This is a genomic window from Candidatus Mycobacterium wuenschmannii, assembly GCF_030252325.1.
In the GTDB taxonomy this organism is placed as follows: domain Bacteria; phylum Actinomycetota; class Actinomycetes; order Mycobacteriales; family Mycobacteriaceae; genus Mycobacterium; species Mycobacterium wuenschmannii.
The window spans coordinates 4,036,599-4,061,417 of record NZ_CP126981.1; the positions used below are offsets into that span (position 1 = coordinate 4,036,599).

General features: G+C 68.6%; 16 protein-coding genes. 9 read left to right on the forward strand and 7 right to left on the reverse strand.

What is annotated here, in order from left to right; genetic code table 11:
* Nucleotides 1–65: 65 nt before the first annotated feature.
* The 5 genes from PT015_RS19480 (at nt 66) to PT015_RS19500 (ending at nt 10,701) form a co-directional block, all read left to right on the forward strand.
* The gene (locus tag PT015_RS19480) at nt 66–2,939 is read left to right on the forward strand and encodes a PE family protein (RefSeq protein ID WP_285186608.1); all 2,874 of its coding nucleotides are present in this window, start codon (nt 66–68) and stop codon (nt 2,937–2,939) included.
* Between the two features lie 102 nt (nt 2,940–3,041).
* Nucleotides 3,042–5,795, forward strand: coding sequence for a helix-turn-helix transcriptional regulator (locus PT015_RS19485; protein ID WP_285186609.1), 2,754 nt, complete (start codon nt 3,042–3,044; stop codon nt 5,793–5,795).
* Nucleotides 5,796–5,861: 66 nt separating this feature from the next.
* Nucleotides 5,862–6,458 (forward strand): MerR family transcriptional regulator, encoded by a 597-nt coding sequence (locus tag PT015_RS19490; protein WP_285186611.1) that lies wholly within the window; start codon nt 5,862–5,864, stop codon nt 6,456–6,458.
* Nucleotides 6,455–8,800 (forward strand): VIT domain-containing protein, encoded by a 2,346-nt coding sequence (locus PT015_RS19495; protein WP_285186612.1) that lies wholly within the window; start codon nt 6,455–6,457, stop codon nt 8,798–8,800. The genes PT015_RS19490 and PT015_RS19495 overlap by 4 nt, the downstream gene beginning before the upstream one ends.
* Before the next feature lie 65 nt (nt 8,801–8,865).
* Nucleotides 8,866–10,701, forward strand: coding sequence for an acyl-CoA dehydrogenase (locus PT015_RS19500; RefSeq protein WP_285186614.1), 1,836 nt, complete (start codon nt 8,866–8,868; stop codon nt 10,699–10,701).
* Nucleotides 10,702–10,771: 70 nt separating this feature from the next.
* Here the strand turns inward: PT015_RS19500 and PT015_RS19505 are convergent, their stop codons facing one another.
* Complete coding sequence (locus PT015_RS19505; RefSeq protein WP_285186615.1) at nt 10,772–12,253, reverse strand: aldehyde dehydrogenase; 1,482 nt, start codon at nt 12,251–12,253, stop codon at nt 10,772–10,774.
* 45 nt (nt 12,254–12,298) lie between these two features.
* On the reverse strand, nt 12,299–13,066 hold the full coding sequence (locus PT015_RS19510) for a class I SAM-dependent methyltransferase (protein WP_285186618.1): 768 nt from the start codon (nt 13,064–13,066) through the stop codon (nt 12,299–12,301).
* Nucleotides 13,067–13,198: 132 nt separating this feature from the next.
* Between PT015_RS19510 and PT015_RS19515 the strand changes: the two genes are divergently transcribed.
* The gene (locus PT015_RS19515) at nt 13,199–14,353 is read left to right on the forward strand and encodes a glycosyltransferase family 4 protein (protein WP_285186619.1); all 1,155 of its coding nucleotides are present in this window, start codon (nt 13,199–13,201) and stop codon (nt 14,351–14,353) included.
* Here the strand turns inward: PT015_RS19515 and PT015_RS19520 are convergent.
* Together PT015_RS19520 and PT015_RS19525 are read right to left on the reverse strand one after the other, a co-directional pair.
* The gene (locus PT015_RS19520) at nt 14,315–16,012 is read right to left on the reverse strand and encodes a hypothetical protein (RefSeq protein ID WP_285186621.1); all 1,698 of its coding nucleotides are present in this window, start codon (nt 16,010–16,012) and stop codon (nt 14,315–14,317) included. The two genes, PT015_RS19515 and PT015_RS19520, sit on opposite strands and share 39 nt — an antisense overlap.
* 64 nt (nt 16,013–16,076) lie before the next feature.
* On the reverse strand, nt 16,077–17,312 hold the full coding sequence (locus PT015_RS19525) for a DUF3068 domain-containing protein (protein ID WP_285186623.1): 1,236 nt from the start codon (nt 17,310–17,312) through the stop codon (nt 16,077–16,079).
* Nucleotides 17,313–17,654: 342 nt separating this feature from the next.
* On the opposite strand from PT015_RS19525, the gene PT015_RS19530 reads away from it, so the two are divergent.
* Entirely contained in the window at nt 17,655–18,758 is a 1,104-nt protein-coding gene (locus tag PT015_RS19530; RefSeq protein ID WP_285191186.1) for an acyltransferase family protein, read from the forward strand.
* Here the strand turns inward: PT015_RS19530 and PT015_RS19535 are convergent.
* From PT015_RS19535 to PT015_RS19545, 3 genes are read right to left on the reverse strand one after another with little or no spacing between them, the layout of a single operon-like run.
* Nucleotides 18,724–20,190, reverse strand: a complete 1,467-nt coding sequence (locus tag PT015_RS19535) for an AMP-binding protein (protein WP_285186624.1) — start codon at nt 20,188–20,190, stop codon at nt 18,724–18,726. The two genes, PT015_RS19530 and PT015_RS19535, sit on opposite strands and share 35 nt — an antisense overlap.
* Nucleotides 20,187–21,167, reverse strand: a complete 981-nt coding sequence (locus tag PT015_RS19540; protein ID WP_285186625.1) for a phosphotriesterase family protein — start codon at nt 21,165–21,167, stop codon at nt 20,187–20,189. The genes PT015_RS19535 and PT015_RS19540 overlap by 4 nt, the downstream gene beginning before the upstream one ends.
* A gap of 46 nt (nt 21,168–21,213) precedes the next feature.
* Nucleotides 21,214–23,049 (reverse strand): acyl-CoA dehydrogenase, encoded by a 1,836-nt coding sequence (locus tag PT015_RS19545; protein ID WP_285186627.1) that lies wholly within the window; start codon nt 23,047–23,049, stop codon nt 21,214–21,216.
* A 139-nt stretch (nt 23,050–23,188) separates the two neighbouring features.
* Here PT015_RS19545 and PT015_RS19550 point away from each other — a divergent pair, with 139 nt between their 5' ends.
* Together PT015_RS19550 and PT015_RS19555 are read left to right on the forward strand one after the other, a co-directional pair.
* Nucleotides 23,189–23,863 carry a TetR/AcrR family transcriptional regulator gene (locus PT015_RS19550; RefSeq protein WP_285186629.1) on the forward strand — a complete coding sequence of 225 codons (675 nt, stop codon included), beginning with the start codon at nt 23,189–23,191 and terminating at the stop codon, nt 23,861–23,863.
* Nucleotides 23,864–23,872: 9 nt separating this feature from the next.
* Nucleotides 23,873–24,808 (forward strand): R2-like ligand-binding oxidase, encoded by a 936-nt coding sequence (locus tag PT015_RS19555; protein ID WP_285186630.1) that lies wholly within the window; start codon nt 23,873–23,875, stop codon nt 24,806–24,808.
* Nucleotides 24,809–24,819: the final 11 nt, after the last annotated feature.

Here is a 24,819-nt window from a genome sequence, read left to right on the forward strand (position 1 = left end):
CGATGGCACATAGGCGCAGCAAGACACGCAACCGTCGGTCGGATCGCGCCGCACGGCGGCGCCGGATGGCCGTTGGTCTTGGCGGCGGGGCCGGCGCGTTGCTGGCCTTTGGCCTAGGCCCGGTGGCCTCAGCGCCGACGGCCCGCGCCGACGACTTCGGCATCCTCGACAGCATTCTGGATCCGATCATTGCGTCGTTGTCGGCAGCGGACCCGGCACTGGGTGCGAGTATGGACAGCTGGCTGGCCAGCCTCGATGCCGCGCTGAGTGCAGCTTCCACCGCGGACCTGACCTCGGGTCTCGATGGCGCGCTGGGTGCGGCGGCCGTCGACCCGGTCAGCGCGGCCGCGGCGCCGACCGATTTTGCGGCGCTGTACGACATGTATGTCTACGAGCCGATGCACACCTTCGATCAGGAGTGGATCACCGGCACCACCTTCCTGGGTCAGTTCACGGTGCAATACGACGATTACGTCAACATGCTGTATTCGGAGCTCGGTGGTCAGGGCATCTTGATCGGCAACGGCGCAGACGGCCTGGACGGAGGAACGCTCGCGCAGGCGGCCGGTGGCGCGGGTGGATTGTGGTTCGGTGACGGCGGCGACGGCGGTACCGATGCCGACGGCCTTGGCGGCCTGGGTGGCGTGGCGTACATGGGCAACGGAGGCGACGGCGGGCTCGGGGCCTACGGCATGGCCGGCGGCACGGGCGGTGACACCGCGTTCGGCGTTGCCGGAACCGGGGGCATGGGCGGCGAAGGTCTGGAGGGCTCCGTCGCCGGAAACGGCGGTGCCGGCGGGGATGCGACCGGCTCGTTCTTCGGCATCGGTGGCGACGGCGGCCAGGGCGGGACCGGCTTTACCGGTGCCGCAGGCTTCGCGGGCGATGACACGACCGGGACCGGCGCGGTCGGCGGCCTGGGCGGCAATGGCGGCGACGGCGGCAGTAGCGCGGCCCTGTACGGCGACGGTGGCTTCGGCGGCGCGGGTGGGACCGGTGGCACCGGAGGCGCCGGCGTCATCGTGCCCGCTAGTGCCCTGCCCCTGGGCACGGGCCTCGGCGGCGTCGGCGGGGACGGCGGTGCCGGCGGCAGCGCCGGGACGGGTGGCTCGCTCGGCGTAGCCGGCCTCGGCGGCGTGGGTGGGACCGGTGGCGAAGGTGGCGCTGGCGGCAGCGGCGGCGGGCTCCTCGTTGCCGGCACCGGCGGTGCGGGCGGCGCGGGTGGTGACGGCGGTGGCGCCGTGGCGGGTGGCTCCCTCGGAGGTGGCGCCGGCGGCAGCGGCGGTGAGGGTGGCGCCGGCGGCAGCGGCGGTGAGGGTGGCGCGGGCGGCAACGGTAGCGGCATCGGTGTGTATACGAACGTCCTCCTCGGCCCGAGTGACCAGGCACAGTCGGGAGGCTTCGGCGGCGCCGGCGGCATGGGTGGTGTGGGGACCGACGGCGGCGCGTTCGGTACCGGCGGCGACGGTGGCGCCGGCGGGGCAGGCGCCACGATTGGAACCGGTGCGACCGGCGGCCTCGGCGGTGCCGGCGGCGCGGGCGCGGCAGCCAACGCGAGCGGGCCCGGCTTCGGTGGTGGTGGCGGCGGGGGTGGCGGCGGTGCCCTCATCCAAGCCGGTGCCGGGAGCAGCGTGCTGAACAGCACCGCGGTCGGTGGGGCCGGCGGGGCCGGCGGCGACGGAGACACCATCGCAGCTGGCGGGGTCGGCGGCACCGGTGGTTCCGCCACCGTCCTTGCTTCTGATGGTGCTACCGGCACCGACGCGACCGCGACCGGCGGACTCGGTGGTGCAGGTGGCGCCGACGGCGGGACCGGCGGTGCTGGCGGAGGAGCCCTGATCAACACCAACGGTATCGGCAGTTCGGCTTCCGGCATCGCCACCGGCGGTGCTGGCGGCACCGGGACGGGAGCCGGCAGCGCCGGCGGTGCTGGCGGTATGGCGATCATCATGAGCGGCTTCGACGAGAACGACATTGGTGACTCGGCCAGTGGTGTCGCCACCGGTGCAGCCGGCGGCGATGGCATAAACGGTGGCACGGGCGGCGGCGGCGGAGGCGGCTGGCTTTTGGGTCTCGGCAACAACGGTGCCAGCGTCACCGCTTCGGGGATGGCCCTCGGCGCGGCCGGCGGTGACGGTGACGGAGGTATTGGCGGCCATGGCGGGTTCGGTGCCATCGAGGCCCTCGGCGGCACCATCACCGGCGGCACGGCCACCGGCGGCACCGGCGGCGACGGCTATGACGGCGGGACCGGCGGCATCGGCGGAACGGGCCGGATCGAGACGTACTTTGGCGGCACCATTACCGACAGCAGTGCCACCGGCGGCGTCGCTGGCGACGGCCATGACGGCGGTACCGGCGGATTCGGCGGATTTGGAAGCGTAGACAGCTTTTATGCCGGCACGATCACCGACAGCAGCGGTACCGGCGGCACCGGCGGCGATGGTTATGACGGCGGCCTGGGCGGCTCCGGCGGACAGGGCGCCATCCAAGTATCTCCCGGCGACGGGGGCGGCCCGAGCGTCGCGGACAGCACCGGCGCCGGGGGTTCGGGCGGCGACAGCGGCACCGGCGTTGGCAACGGTGACGGCGGCCACGGCGGTCAGGGGAACGTCGTTGGCGGCTACGGGAGTGCGGCCTCCGGTGCCACCGCGACCGGCGGCGCGGGTGCCGATGGCGGCAACGGCGGCACCAACGGTGCGCTCGGTGGGTCCGGCGGCGAAGGAGGCGACGCGTACGCAACGGGTGCCGACAGCGCCGCAAAGGGCGGGGCCGGTGCTGACGGCGGCGCCGGCAGCCTCACCGGCACCGGAAACGGCGGCGATGGGGGCCACGGCGGCAACGGCACCAATGCGATCGGCGGCGACGGCATCAAGGGCGGCGACGGCGTTGGCGACCTCGACGGGTCGAACGGAGGAAACGGGGCGAACCTGCCGTAGGCCCGCCGGGTTGAGGACGCGACCACGGGCCGCATCCGATAGCCCAGGCCGTTCTGCCGTATCGCTGTGCGGTTCGGCGTTGCCGACTGCAAAATGCTTGATGTGGGTGAAGGGACGGTCGAGCGTGCCCAGGAGGCTCGTGCTGTTGCCGATCTGCTCACCCACGCCCAGGTCGGGCCCGCGTCGCTGGTGGTCGACGGTGAGGCCGGAATCGGCAAGACGACGCTGATCCTCGACGCCGTGGCCGAGGCGCGGGCGTTGGACTTTCGCGTGCTCCAGGCGCAGGGCGCGCCCACCGAAGTGACGTATGCCTATGCCGCGGTCGCAGATCTGCTCCGGGACGTCGACGACGAGGCGGTCGCGGACCTACCGGAACTGCAGCGGCTGGCTTTGCAGCGCGCGTGCGTCGGCGAGGTGGAGAGCGGCGGGCCGGCCACCGACGAGCGCACCACCGCCATCGCACTGATGTCGGTGATCGAGCGTCTGGCCGCGCAGGGCCCGGTGTTGGTCGTGGTCGATGACGCCCAGTGGTTGGATGCGTCGAGTCGCGCGGTGATCGGCTTCGTCACCCGCCGACTCGCCGGACCGGTAGGGATGCTGCTGAGCTTCCGGACCGGCGACCCGGGCGCGCATGACGACCGGGCGTGGCTGCGGTTCCACCGCCCCGAGGCCCAGGCTCAGGTGCACATGCGACCGCTGGGCCGAAAAGCATTGCACGCGTTGGTCGCTGACCGGCTGGGCCATACGCTGCCGCGACCCCTGGTCACGCGGATACACGAGATATCGGGCGGCAACCCGCTTTTCGCGATCGAACTGGCCCGCGGCGCGGCGGACGACCTGGCGGCCACCAGCGTCGACCTGCCCGACACCCTTGTCGCGTTGGTGCGGCGTCGCATCGGTCACGTCGACGAGGCGGCAGCTGCGGTCCTGCTCGCCGCCGCGTGCAGCGCCGCACCGACAGTCGAGGTGGTCGCGCAGGCCACCGACACGTCGACAGCCGATGTCGTCGCCGCCCTCGAGTCGATCGAGCACCTGCACGCCGTGGTACTCGACGGCGACCGCGTGCGATTCGCCCATCCGTTGTTCGCCACCGGCATCTACACCGACGCCGCACCGTCGAGACGTCGGGCGATGCACCGCAAGCTCGCCGGCATTGTCGAGCGACCCGAGGTCAGGGCCCGCCATCTCGCTTTGGCCGCCGCAACCGGCGATGCGACCATGCTTGCCGCGCTGGACGCGGCCGCCGAGACGACGATCGCGCAGGGCGCCCCGGCGGTCGCGGCCGAATTGCTGGAACTGGCAATGACATTGGGCGGGGACGACGTCTGGCGACGGATCCGCGCCGGGGAATTACACTTTCGCGCGGGTTCCTTCGTCGCGGCGCGCGAACGCCTGCGGGCGGCGCTCGCCGAGGCACCGCCGGGTGCACTGCGCTGCATGGCGCTGATGTGGCTGGGTGGCGTCATGGCCTATGACGACGACATGGCCGGCGCGGTCGAGGTGATGAGTGAAGCCGTCGACGAGGTGGGCGACAACCCGGCCCTCGGCTTGTTGTGCCGACTGCGCCTGGCGCTGGCGCTGGTGATGACCGACCGGGTCAAAGAGGCGCTGCGGATCATGGACGACGCCGTCGTGATCGCCGACCGGATGGGTGAGCCGGCCCTGCGAAGCCAGGCGCGATCCGTATGGGTCGCGGGCAGTTTCATCGCCGGCCGAGGAGTCGAGCACGAGGCGTTGCGCACCGCCGTGGAACTCGAAGATCCGCGCAGTGGGGCGACGACGTTCTTTCGTGCCAGCGCCGTCGAGGCGATGATTCACGGCTGCACGGGCGAACTGGACCGCGCCCGCGACGAGATGCTGGCCGTACTCAAGCAGATGCTCGACGAGGGCACCGAGGTCGACATCATCTGGGCCGCAGCACATGTGGCGCAGATCGAATTGTGGTCGGGGCGCTATCCCGAGGCCACCCGGGCCGCGCAGGAGGCCCTGGAACGCGCCGAGCAGATGGACGGAAAGTTCGCACTCATCACGGCGTCGACCTTGCAGTGCGCGGTGGCCGCGTACGCGGGTCGCGAGGCCGAAGCGCGCTCGGTGGCTCAGGCCGCGGTGGACGCGTCATACGCGATCGGCGCGCCGCTGATGGCCAAGGACCCGCGCAGCACCTTGGCGTTTCTGGAGGTTTCGCGGGGCGAGTACGCCGCTGCGCTGACGACGTTGCAACCGGACCTCGACTCCTTCGACGGCCTCACCACCGAGATCGAGGGTGGCCGCCATCTCCCCGACGCGATCGAGGCGTTGACTTCGGTCGGTCGAACCGACGAGGCCGAGCCTTTGATCAAGGCATTGGAGCACAACGGAATTCAGCACGATCGGCCCTGGATGCTGGCCGTGGGCTCCCGCGGCCGCGGCCAGCTCTTCGCGGCTCGGGGCGATCTCGACGAAGCCCAGCGCGCGGTCGAGCAGGCTATGGTCCACCACGAGCGGCTGCCCATGCCGTTCGAAAAGGCGCGCACCCAGCTGCTTTTGGGTCAGCTGCAGCGCCGGCGACGCCGCAGGCAGGACGCGGCGGCGGCGCTGCACGAAGCCCTCGAGACCTTCGAGCGCCTCGGCGCACCACTCTGGGTGGCGCGCGCTCGGGCCGAAATCGGCCGGCTGGACAGTCCCCGCGGCGATGGACAGGGTCTGACCGCCGCCGAACAGCGCACCGCGCGACTGGCGGCGGAGGGCCGCTCCAACAAGCAGATCGCCGCCGAGTTGTTCATCTCCGAGAAGACCGTCGAGATGTATCTCAGCGCCGCGTATCGCAAGCTCGGTGTCCGATCCCGGGCCGGGCTGTCGGCCGCTTTGGAGCGATAAGACCAGGTAGCTTCGCTGCCCGCAGAATTTGTTGACAGTGTTATATGACAGTGTCACTATCAAGTCATGTCATCCGAAGGTCCCTGGACGCTGGACGAGCTGGTGGGGCGCGCGGCCGCCGCACTGGCCGGCCCCGCGTACCCCGGCTCGCCGAACGGGCGAGTGCGCGACGTGCCAGACCGTCGGACCGTGCGGTGGTACTCGACCATCGGGCTGGTCGACCGGCCGACCGCGATGCGGGGGCGTACCGCGCTCTACAGCTCGCGCCACCTGCTGCAGATCGTCGCCGTCAAACGCCTTCAGGCACAGGGCCGTTCACTTGCCGACATTCAGGCCGAGTTGGCCGGGGCCACCAGCAAGGCACTGCGTCGCGTTGCCGACATTCCCGCCGACGTCACCACCGCCGAGGCCGCCGTGCCGAAACCGGCGGCCCGGGCGCGATTCTGGGCCGACCGGCCCGCCGCGGCGCCGGCCGCGATCGATGCCGCCGCTGACACTGTCACGGTTCGCACCGTGGTCCGCCTGCCGGGCGGCGCCGAACTGATACTGCCCGGTCGTCCTGGCGACGACGACCTCGCGGCGATTCACGCGGCCGCGCGGCCGCTCCTTGACGTGCTGGCCGAACGCGGCCTGCTGGAACGCGAAGAATGGAGTCCATCATGACCGTCCCCGTGACCACGATGACCGAGGCCGAAATGGCCGACGCCCTTCCGCCGAACGACGAGGCCGGCCTGGGGGCCCTGCGCACCGAGCGCGGCAACCTGCCGCTCGACCGCATCGATCTGCGGGCCGACATCACCGGGCTGACCAGCCGCGTCGAGCTGACCCAGGATTTCGTCAACACCTTCGACGTACCGCTGGAAGCCACTTACGTGTTCCCGCTGCCGGATCGGGGCGCGGTCACCGCCATGCGGATGACGGCCGACGGGCGCGTCGTCGAGGCCGAACTGCAGGAACGCGAGGCGGCACGGCAGGCCTACGACGACGCGATCGCGGCCGGCCAACGTGCCTCGATCGCCGAGGAGGAACGCCCCGACGTCTTCACCATGCGGGTCGGCAACGTCGTCCCGGGCGAACGCGTCAGTATCGCACTCACGCTGGTCTACCCGCTGTCCTACGACGACGGCGAGGCGACCTTCCGATTCCCGCTGGTGGTCGCGCCGCGTTACATCCCTGGTGAACCCTTGGGCGGCAACGCAGTTGGTGACGGGTACGCCGACGACACCGATGCCGTTCCCGACGCGTCGCGCATCACCCCGCCCGTGCTGCTGCCGGGTTTTCCCAATCCGGTGCGGCTCTCGATCGACGTTGGTGTCGACCCGGCCGGGCTCGACCTGAGCGACCTTCGCTCCAGCCTGCCGGCGGTTTCTGCCGGCGACGGCCGAGTGCGGGTGCAGCCGGGAGAGCGGGCGAATCGCGACTTCGTGCTCCGGTTACGCTACGGGACAACCGATTCGGCGGACTCGCTCATCCTGGTTCCCGATGCCGACGGCGATGAGGGCACGTTCCAGCTGACCGTGCTGCCACCCGCCGATCACGCGCCCGCTCGTCCGCGTGACGTGGTCCTGGTGCTGGATCGATCCGGCAGCATGGGTGGCTGGAAAATGGTCGCCGCACGACGCGCCGCGGCACGCATCGTCGACACCCTCACCGCCGCGGATCGCTTCGCCGTGTTGACCTTCGACAATGCGATCGACCGGCCGGACGGCCTGCCCCGCGGCCTGGCCGCCGCCAACGACCGCAACCGCTACCGCGCGGTCGAGCACCTGGCCCGCGTAGATGCCCGCGGCGGAACGGAGCTGCTGCCACCGCTGCAGGAGGGGCTCGCGCTGCTGGGTGACTCAAAGGAGCGCGACGCGGTTTTGGTGCTGGTCACCGACGGCCAGGTGGGTAACGAGGACCAGGTCCTGAGGGCACTCGGCACCGGCCTGCGCGGAGTCCGCGTGCACACGGTCGGCATCGATCAGGCCGTCAACGCCGGCTTCCTGCGGCGACTCGCCGAATTCGGCGGCGGCCGTTGCGAACTCGTGGAAAGCGAGGGCCGGCTCGACGAAGCGATGGACGCCATCCACCGGCGCATCAACGCCCCGCTCGCGCAGGGGCTGCGCTTGCGCCCGGGCGGTTTGGCGATCATCGACGACTCGGTCACCCCCGCGCGACTGCCCGACCTGTTCTCCGGTGTTCCGCTCGTCATCTCCGGCCGCTACCGCGGCGCGGCCGAAGGATCTCTCACGGTCGCCGACCACGAGGGCCGCTGGTCGGCGACAACGGCCGGTCGCCCGGCGGCGGCCGCGGCCGTCACCGCGCAATGGGCGCGGGCGCACGTGCGCGACCTCGAAGACCGCTACGTCTGCGCCGCCGACAGCGCAAGCTCGACGGAGTTGGAGCGGTCGATCGTCGGTACGTCGCTACGGTTCGGCGTGCTGTGCCGGTTCACCGCGTACGTCGCCGTCGACAGCCGGGTCGTCGCCGACGGCGCGCAACGCCATCGGGTGCTGCAGCCCGTCGAGGCGCCGGCCGGCTGGGACATGTTCACCCGGCCGATGACGGCGGCACCCGCCCCGATGAAGGTGGACGCCTGCGCTGCGGCACCGCCACCGATGGGTGGTTATTTCCGCGCGTCAGCCGAAATACAAGGTCCGCCTGCCGACTTCGACATCACCGGCTCCGTGCCCGTCGCCGGCAACGACATTCAGCTCGCGGTCGCGCGCGTCGAGATCCGTTACGAAGTGGATCGCATGCGCGCGGCCGGTGACCTGTCCGACGACGAGCGGCAGGTGTGGCTCGCCGAACTGGCGTTGCGGATCGAAGCGCAGCTGCGTCACCTGAGGTCAGTGGGGGTGCCGAGAGCCGCCTATGCCGGCTTGTCGGCGGTGCGCAACCGGATCAAACGGGCAAGAAATAACGGAAATAGGCTGTGGGACATCGTATTACGCGATCTCGAGGCCTTCGCCTCCGCCATCGAAGTGCCGGACCGGCCGCGTCAGTTTTGGAAGCGCGGCTGAGTTTTCACGGCGCGGGGGCCGGGATTCGCGTTAGGCTCGGCCCAGGCGATTGAAAGGCGTCAGCCATGGGCCACTACATCAGCAACGTGCGCGATCTCGAGTTCAATCTGTTCGAATCGCTGAAGTTGGACGAGGTGCTCGCCGACGAAGCTTTCGGCGACCTCGACGGCGACTCGGTGCGGCAGATGCTCGCCGAGGCCGCCCGACTGGCCGAGGGGCCGGTGGCCGAGTCGTTCGCCGACAGCGACCGGCACCCGCCGACATTCGACCCCGACACCCACGTCGTCACCCTCCCCGAACCGTTCAAGAAGTCGATGCGCGCGTGGGGCGAAGGCGAATGGTTCCGCGTCGGCCTCGGCGAAGAAGTCGGTGGTGTGCCCGCACCGTCGATGGTGCAGTGGGCCATCAACGAGTTGGTGCTCGGCGCCAACCCCGCCGTGTTCATGTACATGGCGGGCCCGATCATGGCCAACATTTTGCACGGTATCGGCAATGAGCAGCAACAACATTGGGCCACTCTGGCGATCGACCGCAACTGGGGCGCGACGATGGTGCTCACCGAGCCCGACGCCGGATCCGACGTCGGCGCCGGCCGGACCAAGGCCGTTGACCAGGGCGACGGGACCTGGCACATCGACGGCGTCAAGCGGTTCATCACCAGCGGCGACAGCGACGACGTTTTCGAAAACATCATGCATCTGGTGTTGGCCCGCCCGGAGGGTGCGGGGCCGGGTACCAAGGGGCTGAGCCTGTTCCTGGTGCCGAAATATCTGCTCGACCCGAAGACCGGAGAGCCGGGGGAGCGCAACGGCGTCTTCGTCACCAACGTCGAACACAAGATGGGCCTGAAGGTCTCGGCCACCTGCGAACTGACCTTCGGGCAGCACGGGTCCCCGGCGATCGGCTGGCTGGTCGGCGACAGTCATCGCGGCATCGCGCAGATGTTCAAGGTCATCGAGTACGCCCGGATGATGGTGGGCACCAAGGCGATTGCCACATTGTCGACGGGCTACCTCAATGCTCTGGATTACGCCAAGACCCGGATACAGGGCGCCGACCTCACCCAGATGACCGACAAGACCGCGCCGCGGGTCACCATCATCCATCACCCCGACGTTCGCCGGGCCCTACTCACGCAGAAGGCCTACGCCGAGGGGTTGCGCGCGCTCTACCTGTTCACCGCCGCTCACCAGGATTCCGCTGTCGCGCAGACGGTTTCGGGCGCCGACCCGGATCTTGCCGAACGGGTCAACGACTTGCTGTTACCGATCGTCAAGGGGGTCGGCTCCGAGCGGGCCTACCAGACGCTGACCGAGTCGCTGCAGACCTTCGGCGGCTCCGGGTTCCTCCAGGACTATCCGATCGAGCAGTACATCCGTGACGCCAAGATCGACTCGCTGTACGAGGGCACCACCGCGATCCAGGCGCAGGACTTCTTCTTCCGCAAGATCGTTCGCGACCAAGGCGCGTCGCTGACACATCTGGTCAAGCAGATCGAGGCGTTCATCGACAGCGACCAGGGCCGTCCCGAACTCGCCGACGCCCGTACGCGACTGGCCACCGCGGTCCACGACGTGCAGGGCTGGGTGGCCACCATGACGGGTTATCTGATGGCGTCCCAGGAGAGCGCCGACGAGCTCTATCGCGTCGGGCTGGAGTCGGTGCCGTTCCTGATGGCCGTCGGCGACGTGCTGATCGGTTGGCTACTGCTGCGGCAGGCAGAGATTTCGCTGACCGCACTCGATGGCGACCCCAGCCCGGTGGACCGCAGCTTTTACGCCGGAAAGGTCACGACCGCAAAGTTTTTCGTCAACAACATGCTGCCGCGACTGACCGCCGAGCGTGGCATCGCTGCGAATGTCGACCTCGCGATCATGCAGCTGCGTGAAGAGGCGTTCTAAACGTCGAGACTGCGGCCTGCCGCAGTCTCGACACTGAGAGCGCAGCAGGCCGCAGTCTGGCGGCGTAGCTCTAGTCGGTGGTGTAGCCCATCGGCATCAGCACGCTCTTCTGCTGCGTGAAGTGCTCCACGCCCTCCGGGCCGTTCTCACGGCCGATCCCGGAGTTCTTGTAACCGCCGAACGGACAGCACGGGTCGAACGCGTACCAGTTGATCGCATAGGTGCCGGTGCGGATCTGCTCGGAGATCTTGATGCCGCGCGGCACATCGGTGGTCCACACGCTGCCGGCCAAGCCGTACGCCGAGTCGTTGGCGATCTTGATCGCGTCCTCTTCGGTCTCGTAAGGAATGATGCTCAGCACCGGGCCGAAGATCTCCTCCTGCGCGATCGTCATCTTGTTGTCGACGTCGGCGAACACGGTCGGCTGCACGTAGAAGCCGTTGTCCAACCCCTCGGGACGGCCACCGCCGGTCACCAGCCGCGCGCCCTCTTCGACACCCTTGGCGATGTAGCTCTCCACGCGTTCCCGCTGCTTCGCCGAGATCAGCGAACCGATCTGCGCTCCGGCGTCCGACGGCGGTCCGACTGGCAGCGAGGCCGCGAAATTGCCGACGGCATCGACGATTTCGTCGTAGCGCGAGCGCGGCGCAAGGATGCGGGTCTGTGCCACGCAGGCCTGCCCGGTGTTCATCACGCCGGAGAACACCAGCATCGGGATCGAGGCGGCCAGGTCGACGTCCTCGAGCAGGATGGCGGCCGACTTGCCGCCCAGTTCCAGCGTGCACGGCTTGAGCATCTCGGCGGCGCGCTTGCCGATCTCCTTGCCGACGGCCGAGCTGCCGGTGAACGAGAAGATGTCGATGTCGGGGTTGGAGGTCAGCGCCTGACCGGTCTCGACGCCACCGGGAACGATCGACAGCACGCCCTCGGGCAGGCCGGCCTCCGCGAACACCTCCGCCAAAGCGTTTGCACTCAAAGGTGTTTCGGCGGCAGGCTTGAGCACCACGGTGCAGCCGGCCAGCAGCGCCGGGCCCAGCTTGTTGATCGCCAGGAACAGCGGCACATTCCATGCGACGATCGCGCCGACCACGCCGAGCGGCTCGCGGTGGACAATGGTCTGGCCGTAGCCGCCGTTGCGGACTTCCTGCCATTTGACCTGATCGACGGCGGGGCCGGCGAAGAAGTTCAGGCACCCGACGCCGCTCATCCACTGCATCGTCTCGATCGACATCGGCGGCTGTCCGGTCTCGTCGCCGAGCAGTTTGACGAAGAGGTCTTTGCGCTCCTCCATCAGCTTGGCGGCGGCGGCGATGACGGCCGCGCGCTCCTTCGGCGGCGTCGAGGGCCACGGCCCGTTGTCGAATGCGTCGCGGGCCGCGGCGATCGCGGCGTCGACGTCGGCCGCTGCCGCCATCGGCACCTTGCCGACGTACTCGCCGGTCGCCGGGCAGTGCACCTCGATGACTTCGGACGTGGACGGCTCGGTCCACTTTCCGCCGATGAAAAGCTTGTCGTACTCCGTTGTCGCTTGCTTCGTTGTGACGCTAGTCATGGCGGCCACCCTACCCAAGTCGGCGCAAAACGAGAACACGTTTCACTATTGGGGTTGGAGCACCAGCACGAGATTGCTCACCAGGAACTCGCGCACCACCGGCACGGCCGTCAGCCACCAGGCCCATTTCGGGTGGTAGCGGGGAAACGCGCCGATCAGCGCGCCCGTGCTGACCGCCCAGTCCAGCCCTTGGGCGGCCGACACCGCGAACAACGACGACCCGTAGTTGTTTTTTGCCGGATGGCCGTGCTTACGCGCGTAGCGTGCCGCGGCCCGCGCGCCGCCGAGGTAGTGCGTCAGGCCCATCTCGTGGCCACCGAACGGACCCAGCCACACGGTGTAGGACAGCACCACCAGCCCGCCGGGTCTGGTGACGCGCAGCATCTCGCCGCCGAGTTGCCACGGCCGCGGCACGTGCTCGGCCACGTTCGACGAGAGGCAGATGTCCACGCTGTTGTCGGCGAACGGCAGCGCCATGCCCGACGCGCGTACGAACGTCCCCGTGTCCCGCGCCAAAGTCGGCCCCGCAGCATGCATTTCGTTCGCGTCGGGTTCGACGCCGATGTAGTGCAGGCCGGTGTCGGTGAACGCGCCCGCGTAGTACCCGGGTCCGCCGCCGACGTCCAGCACGCTGCGGCCGACCGGCCTTTCGCCGTGGATGCCCTGCCAGAGGTCGCCGACCATCGACACCGTGTCTGCGGCCAGCGGGCCGTAGAACCGCGGCGGCTCGGCCTGCTCGAAGCGGAAGCTCGACAGCAGCCTCACCGAGCGGCGCAGCGTCGCCCGCCGCGCGAACACCTCGGTCACGGCCACCGGCCAACCCTAAAGCCCGGGTTCCTCCTCATCGCGCTTCGCGCTCTGCATCGTCGCCCGGCTCGATCTGATTGCCGGGCTTCTCCTCATCGCGCTTCGCGCTCTGCATCGTCGCCCGGCTAGGCTGACCGAATGTCCGGTCTGCGCTCAGTGCTGCTGTTGTGCTGGCGCGATACCGACCACCCGCAGGGCGGCGGCAGCGAGACCTACCTGCAGCGCATCGGCGCTCAACTGGCGGCCTCCGGCGTCGAGGTCACCTTGCGCACGGCCCGGTACCCCGGCGCCGCGCGCCGCGAAGTGGTCGACGGCGTCCGCATCGATCGCGCGGGCGGCCGCTACTCGGTCTACATCTGGGCGATGCTCGCGATGGCGGGCGCGCGGCTGGGGCTCGGGCCGTTGCGTGGCGTGCGACCCGACGTCATCGTCGACACCCAGAACGGGCTGCCGTTCTTGGCCCGGCTGGTCTACGGATCGCGGGTCGCGGTGCTGGTCCACCACTGCCACCGCGAACAGTGGCCGGTGGCCGGCTGGTTCCTCGGTCGGGTCGGCTGGTTCGTCGAATCGTGGCTGTCGCCAAAGCTGAACCGCCACAACCAGTACGTGACGGTGTCGCTACCGTCGGCGCGCGACCTGGTCGGTCTCGGCGTCAGCAACGACCGAATTGCCGTGGTGCGCAACGGACTCGACGAGGCGCCTGTCACGTCGCTGAGTGGCCCGCGCGCAGACGCGCCGCGGATTGTGGTCCTGTCGCGGCTGGTGCCGCACAAGCAGATCGAGGACGCCCTGAACGCCGTCGTGCGGCTGCGGACCTCGATGCCCTTGGTGCACCTGGATGTCGTCGGCGGCGGCTGGTGGGAACACCGCCTGGTCGACCACGCGCGGCGGCTCGGCATCAGCGACGCGGTGACCTTTCACGGCCATATCGACGATGACGCGAAACACTCTGTGCTCCAACAGGCTTGGGTGCACGTGCTGCCGTCGCGGAAGGAAGGCTGGGGGCTCGCGGTCATCGAGGCGGCCCAGCATGCGGTGCCCACCATCGGCTATCGATCGTCGGGTGGCTTGGTCGACTCGATCATCGACGGCGTCACCGGTGTGCTGGTCGACGACCAGGCAGGCCTGGTCGATCGGTTGGAGCAGTTGCTGACCGACCCGGTGCTGCGCGACCAACTCGGCTCAAAGGCTCAGGCCCGCAGCGCCGAATTCTCCTGGAAACAAAGCGCGGACGGCATGCGCGCGGTGCTCGAGTCAGTCGTCGCCGGCGACCGCGTCACCGGCGTGGTCTAACCGCCGTCGCGCGACCGCGAAGCCGACCGCGCCGCCGATCAACATCGCGAGCCACGCCAGATGCGCGACGATGACCGTCGTCCGCCGGGCCGTTGACGCACCCGGACTGTCGCCCCCGACTCGGTAGAGCACCAGGTCCCGGCCGCGATAGGCGACGGGCAGGTGCGCCAATGTCTCTGTGGCCGTGCTCATGTCGCCGGGCGTGCCCATCTCGACCACCAGCCATCCGACGCCGGCAGACCGAAGCTGAGCCGGGTCGGCACCCGCCAGCAGCATCCGCTGCACGTCGCGCGCCCGATCGCCCTCACCCAGCACCGTCGCCCCGGAGATCGTCAGGTCACCGGTCGCCAGCACCTCGGCGCGCAACCAGCGCGGCAGCGGATCCAGCACGGGGGCCGGACCGGACCAGGCGAACCGCCGCATGGTGTCGGCGGGCAGGACGGCGACCTCCGCGGGCGCGCCGTTGATCGTCGCCGCGACGGCCGTCCAATCGCCCGGGTAGCGCACCGCGGCAACCTTTCCCCCTACGCCCCAAGCCAAGTCGGGCAGCGAGAGCGCCAACGCGAGGCAGCACAGCAGCGCGGCCGACACCGGCCGCAACCACCGTTGCAGTGCCAGCGCCGCCGCGGCCCCGCACAGCGCGTAGCCGGGCAGCGCCAGCGCCACCCACTTCTGCGCGTCGCGCAGCACGCCGAGGCCTGGCGCGACGTCGACGGCGGTGCGCAGGAAGGCCAGGCCCGGTCCGGTGGCCAACACGGCGGGTATCACCACCGACGCGGCGGCGAGGAGTACCAGCGGTCGGGCGGGGCGGGAATGCCGAAGTGCGACGGCGCCGATGGCCACCACCGCGATCAGCACGCCGGCTGACAGTAGCGCGAAAAATGTTGTGCGCGAAGCGGGTACGGCGTCACCGTTCCAAATGCCGCCCATGCTGGCGAGGCTGCCCAGCGTCCCGAGGCCGGGCTCGGCCCGTGCGGCGAACGCGGCGATCCCGGGAGTGTGTGACCACATCCGATCCGCCGACGACAGTCCGAGGACCGATGCCGTCAGCCAGGGCAGGGCCGCGACGACGGCCTCGCCGGCGACCACTGCCGCACAACGCCACCGCGGCGCGCAGACCACTCCCACCACGGCCGCCAGGATCAGCCCGGTCGGGGTCAGCCCGGCCAGCGCCAACCAGAATGCGAGCCCGAAAACGCTTGGCCACGAGATATTTTCAGCAGATCTCAGTCGCAGCACGGTGGTGGCGACCCACGGCAGGCAGCCGTAGCCGAGCAACAGGCTCCAGTGCCCCTGCAACAGCCGTTCGCCCACGTAGGGGTTCCAGATTGCCAGCGTGGTCGCGACGAATTGGCCACCGGCGCCGGCCTCGGGGAGCGCCGTGGCGACCAACCGGGCGGCACCCCAACCCGCCAGCCACAACCCCAGCACCAGAAGCAGTTTCACCACGATGCCGCCGTCGACCACATGTGATGCCAGGGCGATCGCGAAGTCCTGCGGCGTGGCACGTGGAGCCGAGACCAGCCCCAGCGCGCTATCGGTGAGATACGACCGCGGCGTCGACACCGCGTCGCGAAGCAGGAGATAGCCGGGGCTCAGTAGCGGAGCCACGACCAGGAGCGCCAACGCAAGGGCGTACCCGGGACGAAACCACCGCATGCGCTGGCTCGATTTGATTGCCCGGCTTCTCCTCAGCCGTTCCGGCTGCATCGTCGCCGTGCGGCTAGGGAAGGTCCGGCGGCCCCGACGTCGGGGAGCTCGACGGTCCCTCTCGCTTGGGGTCCTTGGGCAGGATGGAGATCTTCTCCGTCTCGGCCTCGGCGCCGGGCACCCGCGCCGGCGGCGGCTCGCCGCGACCGAAGAAACCGCGCTCGTCACCGTCGGCGTCGGACTCACTCAGCGCCGTCTCGGCCCGCAGGCTGAACGAGCCGAGCAGCAGCCCGCCGATCAGCGCGATCACGCCGGCCGCGGTGAAGGTGATCGGCAGCACCCGAGACCACAGCGCCAGCCGGTCCCGCTCGTTGCGAGCGGTGTTGACCTGCGACTCGACCGTCTCCTCGGTGGAGGTGATCTTGTAGTCGGCCAGCGTCACCTCGGGCTTGAGGGCGTCGCGGGCGTAGTAGTGATTGGCCCGCTCCTGCTCTTTGACGATCGTGCCGGATTCCGGATCGACCCAGAACGTCCGCTGCGCGGCGTAGTAGCGGGTCATGGTGATCTTCTCGTCGGGGTCACCGGGCAGCCCCCACATCGACGCGAGGTTGGTGACTTTGCTGTCCGCGTCGTCGGCGTAAAGCGACGGGTACCGGATCGGCTCGGCGAGTTTGCCGTCGGCGTCGTAGCCCACGTCCTGGGTGAACTTGTAGGCCGTCAGCCCGTTGACGTCTTCTTCGCCGTTGTAGTTGGCCTCGAACGCCTTCTGCGCGATCGGGTCGAAGTACGGGTAGGACCGCTTCTCGGTGTGGAAGGGGAACCGGTACGACAACCCCTCGTGCGGCAGCGCGATGTTGGTGGCCGGGCTCTCGTCCTTGAATCCGCGCGGCTTCTGCACGGCGCCACCGGGGTGGGTGTCGTCGGAGACCGCCGAGGCCGTCTTGCGGTTGAGCGTGACGGTGTCGACCAGGGCGAGCAGCAGGCCGGAGTCCTTCTGCTTGTCGCTGCGCCGCACCGAGCTACCCACCTGGAAGGTGACGACGTCGGCGTTGGCCGGCGACTCGACGTCGATCTGCTGCTGGCCGACCACCGGAACGTTCTTGTCGACGACGAGCTTGGGGCTGTAGAGCGAACCGGGGTCGACGACCGTCCCGTTGCCCTCGCCGATCAACGTCGCGTCGAGATCGAGCGGGATCTTGGTGATTCGGCTGCCGGTGTAGGTCCACAGCAGCAGTGCGGCGATCAACAGCGCGGCTCCGAGTCCCATGATCCCGCACGCGGCCATCCGCAACATGACTGCTCGGTTCACGTTGCCGTGACCTCCTTCTGGTCTCGTCCGGACTCTGGACCCCCGACGACCTGGGGTGACGCCCACTTGGTGCGCTGCAGCGAAGCAAAACTCGTTCGACCCTAACAGCATTATTTAAGGTCGCCGTTTATGTCCCCAGGGTGGGCGAACAGGGCATACCCATTCACCGGGCAGACTGTCGCCATGACCGCCGGCGACGATGCAGAACGCAGTGATGCTGAGGAGCGGCGCATCGAATATGCCGACGACGATGCAGAACGCAGTGATGCTGAGGAGCGGCGTATCGGATCTGACAGCGGGCAGGTTGGCGGCACGGAGAAGTTTCTGCCCGCCGTCGAAGGGATGCGGGCCTGCGCCGCGATCGGCGTCGTCGTCACGCACGTAGCGTTCGACACCGGGCACAACAGCGGGTTCGACGGTCGCCTGTTCGGCCGCTTCGACCTGGCCGTCGCGGTGTTCTTCGCGCTGTCGGGCTTTCTGCTCTGGCGCAGTCATGCCGCGGCGGCGCGCGACCTGGCGCCGCGTCCGGCCACCGGCCACTATCTGCGGTCCAGGGTGGTCCGCATCATGCCCGCGTATCTGGTTGCGGTCGTGGTGATTCTGGCCCTGTTGCCCGACGGCAATCACCCGAACCTGACGGTGTGGCTGGCGAACCTGTCACTCACCCAGGTCTACGTGCCGCTGACGCTGACGGCCGGCCTGACCCAGATGTGGAGCCTGTCGGTGGAGGTGAGCTTCTATCTGGCGTTGCCGATCCTGGCGCTGCTGGCCGCTCGTCTACCGGTGCGTGCCCGGGTGCCTGCGATCGCGACTGTGGCTGTGGCGAGCTGGTTTTGGGGCTGGATCCCGTTTCACACCCCGCCCGGACTCAACCCGCTGACCTGGCCGCCGGCCTTCTTCTCCTGGTTCGCCGCGGGCATGTTGCTCGCCGAGTGGATCTACCACCCGATCGGCTGGCCGCACCGGCTGGCGCGGCATCGCTGGCTGATGGCCGTCGTCGTGCTGGTGGCCTACCTGATCGCGGCCTCACCGCTGGCCGGACCCGCGGGACTGGTGCCGAGCAGCAACGCGCAATTCACCGTGAAGACCGCCATGGGTGCGCTGGTGGCCGCCGGGTTGGTGGCGCCGTTGGTGCTCGACCGGCCCGACGACAGCCATCGACTACTGGGCGGCGCGCCGATGGTGACGCTAGGGCGCTGGTCTTACGGCATCTTCGTCTGGCATCTCGCCGCGTTGACGATGGTGTTCCCGGTGATCGGTCAGTTCGCCTTCCACGGACACATGCCGAAGGTGCTCATCCTGACGCTGGTATTCACCATCGCGATCTCCGCGGTGAGCTACGCGCTGGTCGAGTCACCGTGCCGGGAAGCGTTGCAGCGCTGGGAATCCCGCGAGAAGCCTCGGGCCGCCGTCAGCCCGCGTCAAGAAGATGCAATCGCTCCATGATGTCCTGGCGGACTTTCGAACGACGGGCCTTGCCCGCGTCGTCGCGCAGTGGGCTGTCGACGAACTCGATGGTGGACGGCACCTTGTAGCCCGCGATCCGGTCCTGCAGGAACTCCTGCAGAGCCTTCTCGTCCAGCGCGGTCGCGGATTGCACCAAGGCGTACGGGACCTGCCCGAGGTCCTCGTGCGGGACCCCAACGACCAAGCAGGACAACACATCCGGATGGGCGGACAGCGCATTCTCGATTTCGGCCGGGTAGACGTTGCGACCGCCGACGGTGAACATGTCGACTCGGCGATCGGACAGGTACAGAAATCCATCCTCGTCGAAATAGCCCAGGTCACCGAGGGAGTCCCAGCCGTCGCGGGATTTCGCCGTCGACCCGATGTAACGGTAGGTGGGCGGAGCACCCGGGCTGCGCCGCATGTAGATCTCGCCCTCGACACCCGGCGCGCATGGGTTGCCGTCGTCGTCGAGCACCTTCATTTCGCCGGCTACCACGATCCCGACCGACCCGCGGTGGGCGAGCCACTGGTCTCCGGAGATGAAGGTCAGCGCCTGTAATTCGGTGCCGCCGTAAAGTTCCCACACTTTCTCCGGACCCAGCAGATGAATCCAGGCCTCTTTGACGGTCGGCGGACAGGGCGCCGCGAGGTGCCACATCCGTCGGATCGACGACAGGTCGTAGGCGTCGGGGTCGGCTTGGTAGACCGGCAGTGCGCGCTGCATGATCGTGGGCACCGTGACCACGAAGGTGACTCCGTGATCGGCGATCAGCCGCAGGTATTCGCGCGGCTCGAACCGGCTCATCAGGACCAAATGGTGACGCATGATCAACGCTGCGGCCGCCATGGTGAAGCCGGTGTTGTGGGACAACGGGACCGGCACGAAGGTGATGTCACCCTCCTGCGCGCCCAGCGGATAGCCGATCGCGGGCGGTATCCGACTGTCGTTGCCGGCCTCGATGAGCTTGGGTCGTCCGGTACTGCCGCCGGAACCCATCGACTTCCATACCGGCGAGACTGCTTCCGGCAGCCCGCCGTCCGACAGGGCTGGGTCTGGCTCAAATCCTGGTAGAAGACTTGGTATTTCGTGGTGGGCGCGCCCCACCAGCAATGCCGGCGGCCGCAGCTCCAGCAGCCCGGCGAGTTCCGCGTCGGGCAACCGCGCGGACAGCGGTTGCGGTACCGCGCCCAGCTTCCAACACGCCACCGCCGCCTGGATCCACTCGATTCCGTTGGGCAGCACCATGGTTACGTAGTCGCCGACACCGACCCCCAACTCGGCGTAGGCGCGGGCCAGCCGGTTGGTCGAGCGGTCGAGCTCGGCCCGGGTGATGGTGCGCCCGTCGCACGTGACCGCGGGCTCGTCGGGGGCGAGCGCGGCCAGCGCGGAAATCTGAGCGCCGATCGGGGGGACCGGCGCGGTCACGAGTAAGCGCCCTGTCGGTCGAAGATCTTGCGCGGGTTCTCGACGAGCATGGTGTGCAGCTGCTCGTCGGTGACACCGCGCTCCTTGAGCGCCGGGATGACGTCGTTGTGGATATGCAGGTAATGCCAGTTCGGTGCGGCGATCGGCAGCAGTTCCTCGGGCAGCGCATCGAAGTAACAGTTGGCGTCGTGGGAGAGCACCATCTTGTCGGCGTGCCCGCGCTCACACATCGTCGCGACCGTCCTCACCCGATCCTCGAACGGCAGGATCGTGTCGATGCCGAACCGGTCCATGCCGAGGTACGAGCCACCGGCGATGAGCTCCTCGAGGTAGCCGATGTCGGTGCTGTCGCCCGAATGCCCGATGATCACCCGGGTCAGGTCGACGCCCTCTTCTTCGAAGATCTTCTGCTGCTCGAGACCGCGCCGCAGCCCGGCGTGGGTGTGCGTGGAAATCGGCACCCCGGTGCGCTTGTGCGCCTGGGCGACCGCGCGCAGCACCCGCTCGACGCCCGGGGTGATGCCGGGTTTATCGGTGGCGCACTTGAGGATTCCGGCCTTGATACCGGTGTCGGCGATGCCCTCCTCGATGTCCCGGACGAACATGTCCGTCATGACCTCCTCGCCGCCGAGTTCGGCGCCGGGGCCCACGTAGTGGAACCGGAACGGGACGTCGTTGTAGGTGTACAGACCGGTGGCGACGACGATGTTGAGGTCGGTCTCCGCGGCGACGCGAGCGATGCGCGGAATGTAGCGGCCCAACCCGATCACGGTGAGGTCGACGATGGTGTCGACCCCGCGTGACTTGAGCTCGTTGAGCCGGGCGATGGCGTCGGCCACGCGTTTGTCTTCGTCGCCCCACGCCTCGGGGTAGTTCATCGCGATCTCGGTGGTCATGATGAACACGTGCTCGTGCATGAGCGTGACGCCGATATCGGTGGTGTTGACTTCTCCGGAAGCGGTATTCACTATCGACACGTAGCCGACTCTAGGACGACCCTTCCGCCGCCGTGGTCGGTTCGGGTCAGAAGGCCTCTTCGTCGAGGTCCATCAGGGCCGTCGAGGTGCGGGCCAGGATTCCACGGGTGGCGGTGATCTCCGGCAGCACGTTGGCCGCGAAGAATTGCGCCGCGGCGATCTTGCCCTCGTAGAAGCCCTTGTCCTTGGCATCGGTGCCGGAATCCAAAGCACGCAAAGCGATTTCGGCATGCCGTAGCAGCTGCCAGCCGATCAGCAGATCGCCGACGGCGAGCAGGTAGCGCACCGAGCCGAGGCCGATCTTGTAGAGATCGCCGGGTGCTTCGGCGGAACCCAGCAGGTAGCCGGTCAGCGTCGCCGTCATCGCCTGCACGTCTTCCAGCGCGGTGCCCAGGTAGGCGCGTTCCACCTTGAGTCGCTGGTCGGCCGCGTCGCTGTTGATGAACGACTCGATCTGGCCGGCGACGTGGGTCAGGGCCACGCCCTTGTCGCGCGCGATTTTGCGGAAGAAGAAGTCCTGCGCCTGGATCGCGGTGGTGCCCTCGTAGAGCGAGTCGATCTTCGCGTCGCGGATGTACTGCTCGATCGGGTAGTCCTGCAGGAAGCCGGAACCGCCCAGGGTTTGCAGCGACTCGGTCAGGTACTGGTAGGCACGCTCGGATCCGACACCCTTGATGATCGGCAGCAGCAGGTCGTTGACCCGGCTCGCCACGTCGGCGTCGGCGCCCGAAACCGCTTGCGCCACAGCCGCATCCTGATGTGCCGCGGTGTAGAGGTAGATCGCCCGCAGTCCCTCGGCGTAGGCCTTCTGCATGATCAGTGAGCGCCGCACGTCCGGGTGGCGCGTGATCGGGACCCGCGGCGCGTTCTTGTCGAGCATCTGCGTCATGTCGGCACCCTGCAGGCGGGTCTTGGCGTAGTCGAGCGCGTTGAGGTACCCGGTCGACAGCGTGCCCGACGACTTGATGCCGACCAGCATCCGCGCGTTCTCGATGACCTTGAACATCTGCGCGATGCCGTCGTGGATGTCGCCGACCAGCCAGCCCTTGGCCGGGACGCCGTGCGCGCCGAAGGTCAGCTCGCACGTCGGAGAGGCCTTGTAGCCCATCTTGTGCTCGAGGCCGGTCGCGAAAACGCCGTTGCGCTCGGTGGTTTCGAAGCTGTCCCAGTCGAACAGGAACTTCGGCACCACGAACAGGCTCAACCCCTTGGTGCCCGGGCCGGCGCCCTGCGGACGGGCGAGCACCAGGTGCAGGATGTTGTCGACGGTGTCGCCGAGGTCGCCGCCGGAGATGAAACGCTTGACGCCCTCGAGGTGCCACGAGCCGTCGGGTTGCTCGATCGCCTTGGTCCGACCGGCCCCGACGTCCGAGCCGGCGTCCGGTTCGGTGAGCACCATCGTTGCGCCCCAGCGCCGTTCGATTGCCGCATTGGCCAGCGCGCGCTGCTGCTCGTTGCCCAGTTCGTAGAGGATGTCGGCCATCGGCGGGCCGGCGTAGAAGAAGAACAGCGCGGGGTTGGCGCAGATGATCATCTCCAGCGCCGCCCATGCCACGCTGCGGGCCACGGCGGTGCCGCCGATCTCGGGCGCAACGCCGAGCCGCCACCATTCGGCGTCCCAGATCGCTTGCACCGTCTTGCGAATCGGGTCCGGCACCGTGATGGTGTGCTCGTTCGGAAGGAACACCGGCGGCTCTCGGTCGGCGGCCACAAACGACTCCGCGACCGGCCCCTCCGCGAACCGGGCCACCTCGGCCAGGATCTCCCGGCTGGTGGCGGCGTCGAGCTCGCCGACCGATCCGGAGTTCAACACGTCGCCGAGTGCTAACGCCTCGAACAGGTTGAACTCGATGTCACGCAGGTTGGCCTTGTAGTGCCCCATGAACCCCTCCTTGCGCAGCAGTATGTCGGGAATTGCCCTGCCGCATGTTCATTTCGAGCAGCCTTTCGCCTCGGCCCCTTGTGCAGTGACGTGGCTCACAGTAAAGTGACCAGTGGTCATTCCGCAGCGGAGGAAAGCTATGCCGACGGTCACCTGGGCCCGCGTCGACCCTGTGCGACGTGCCGCGGTCATCGACGCCGCGGAGGCGGAGTTCGGCGCCCACGGATTCTCGGGCGGCAGCCTGAATGTGATCGCGCGGCGGGCCGGTGTCGCCAAAGGCAGCCTGTTTCAATACTTTGCCGACAAGCGGGACCTGTACTCGTTCATCGCCGATGTGGTGAGTCAGCGGGTGCGTGTCTACATGGAAGCCCGGATCGGCCAACTCGACCCCACCCGGCCGTTTTTCGATTTCCTCACCGACTGGCTCGACGTGTGGATCGCCTACTTCGCCGATCACCCGCACGAACGCGCGATCCATGCGGCGGCAACTCTCGAAGTCGACACCGACGCCCGGATCAGCGTGCGCAGCGTCATCCACCGCCACTACCTGGAAGTTCTGCGGCCGTTGGTACGCGACGCCCAGCGCCGAGGCGATTTCCGCGAGGATGCGGATACCGAGGCGCTGATGTCGTTGCTGCTCTTGATCTTTCCGCACCTTGCCCTCGCGCCCTACATGCGCGGCCTCGATCCGATTCTGGGTCTCGACGACCCCAGCCCCGATCAACCAGCCCTGGCGGTGCGCCGCCTGGTCGCGGTGCTCTCGGCGGCATTCGTCCCCTTAGGCAGCAAAAGTGTTCAGCCACATGAGATCTGAGGAGGTCTGATGACACGGATTGGTTCAAACTCGCTCGCCGCCGGCGGTCTCAACTGGGACAGCCTGCCGCTCAAGCTCTTTGCCGGTGGCAACGCGAAATTCTGGAATCCCGCAGATATCGACTTCTCCCGGGACCGCGCCGACTGGGAGGCGCTGAACGACGACGAACGCGACTTCGCCACCCGGCTGTGCGCGCAGTTCATTGCCGGGGAGGAAGCCGTCACCGAGGACATCCAGCCGTTCATGTCCGCGATGCGGGAAGAGGGTCGGCTCGGCGACGAGATGTACCTGACCCAGTTCGCGTTCGAAGAGGCCAAGCACACCCAGGTCTTTCGGATGTGGCTCGACGCCGTCGGGATGACCGAGGATCTGCAGGGCTACCTCGAACCGTTGCCCGCGTACCGGACGATGTTCTACGACGAACTGCCGGACTGCCTCAACGCGCTGTCGTCGGACGCGTCACCCGCGGCCCAGATTCGCGCGTCGGTGACCTACAACCACGTCGTCGAGGGCATGCTCGCGCTCACTGGCTACTACGCCTGGCACAAGATCTGCGCCGTGCGCGGAATCCTGCCCGGCATGCAGGAATTGGTGCGTCGCATCGGAGACGACGAGCGCCGTCACATGGCGTGGGGCACGTTCACCTGCCGTCGGCACGTCGCCGCCGACGACGCCAACTGGGACGTCTTCGAGGGCCGGATGAACGAACTGATGCCGCTCGCCCTCGACGCCACCCAGCAGGGTTTCGCGCTGTTCGACGTGCCGCCCTTCGATCTCGTCCAGGACGAGATGATGCAGTACGCCGCCGACAAGGGCATGCGCCGCTTCGGCACGATCTCCAGCGCCCGTGGCCGCCCGCTGGGCGAGATCGACCTGGACTATTCGCCGGTGCAGTTGGAGGACACCTTCGCCGACGAGGACGCCCGCGCGCTGGCGGCCGTCTGACGCTCGCGGAG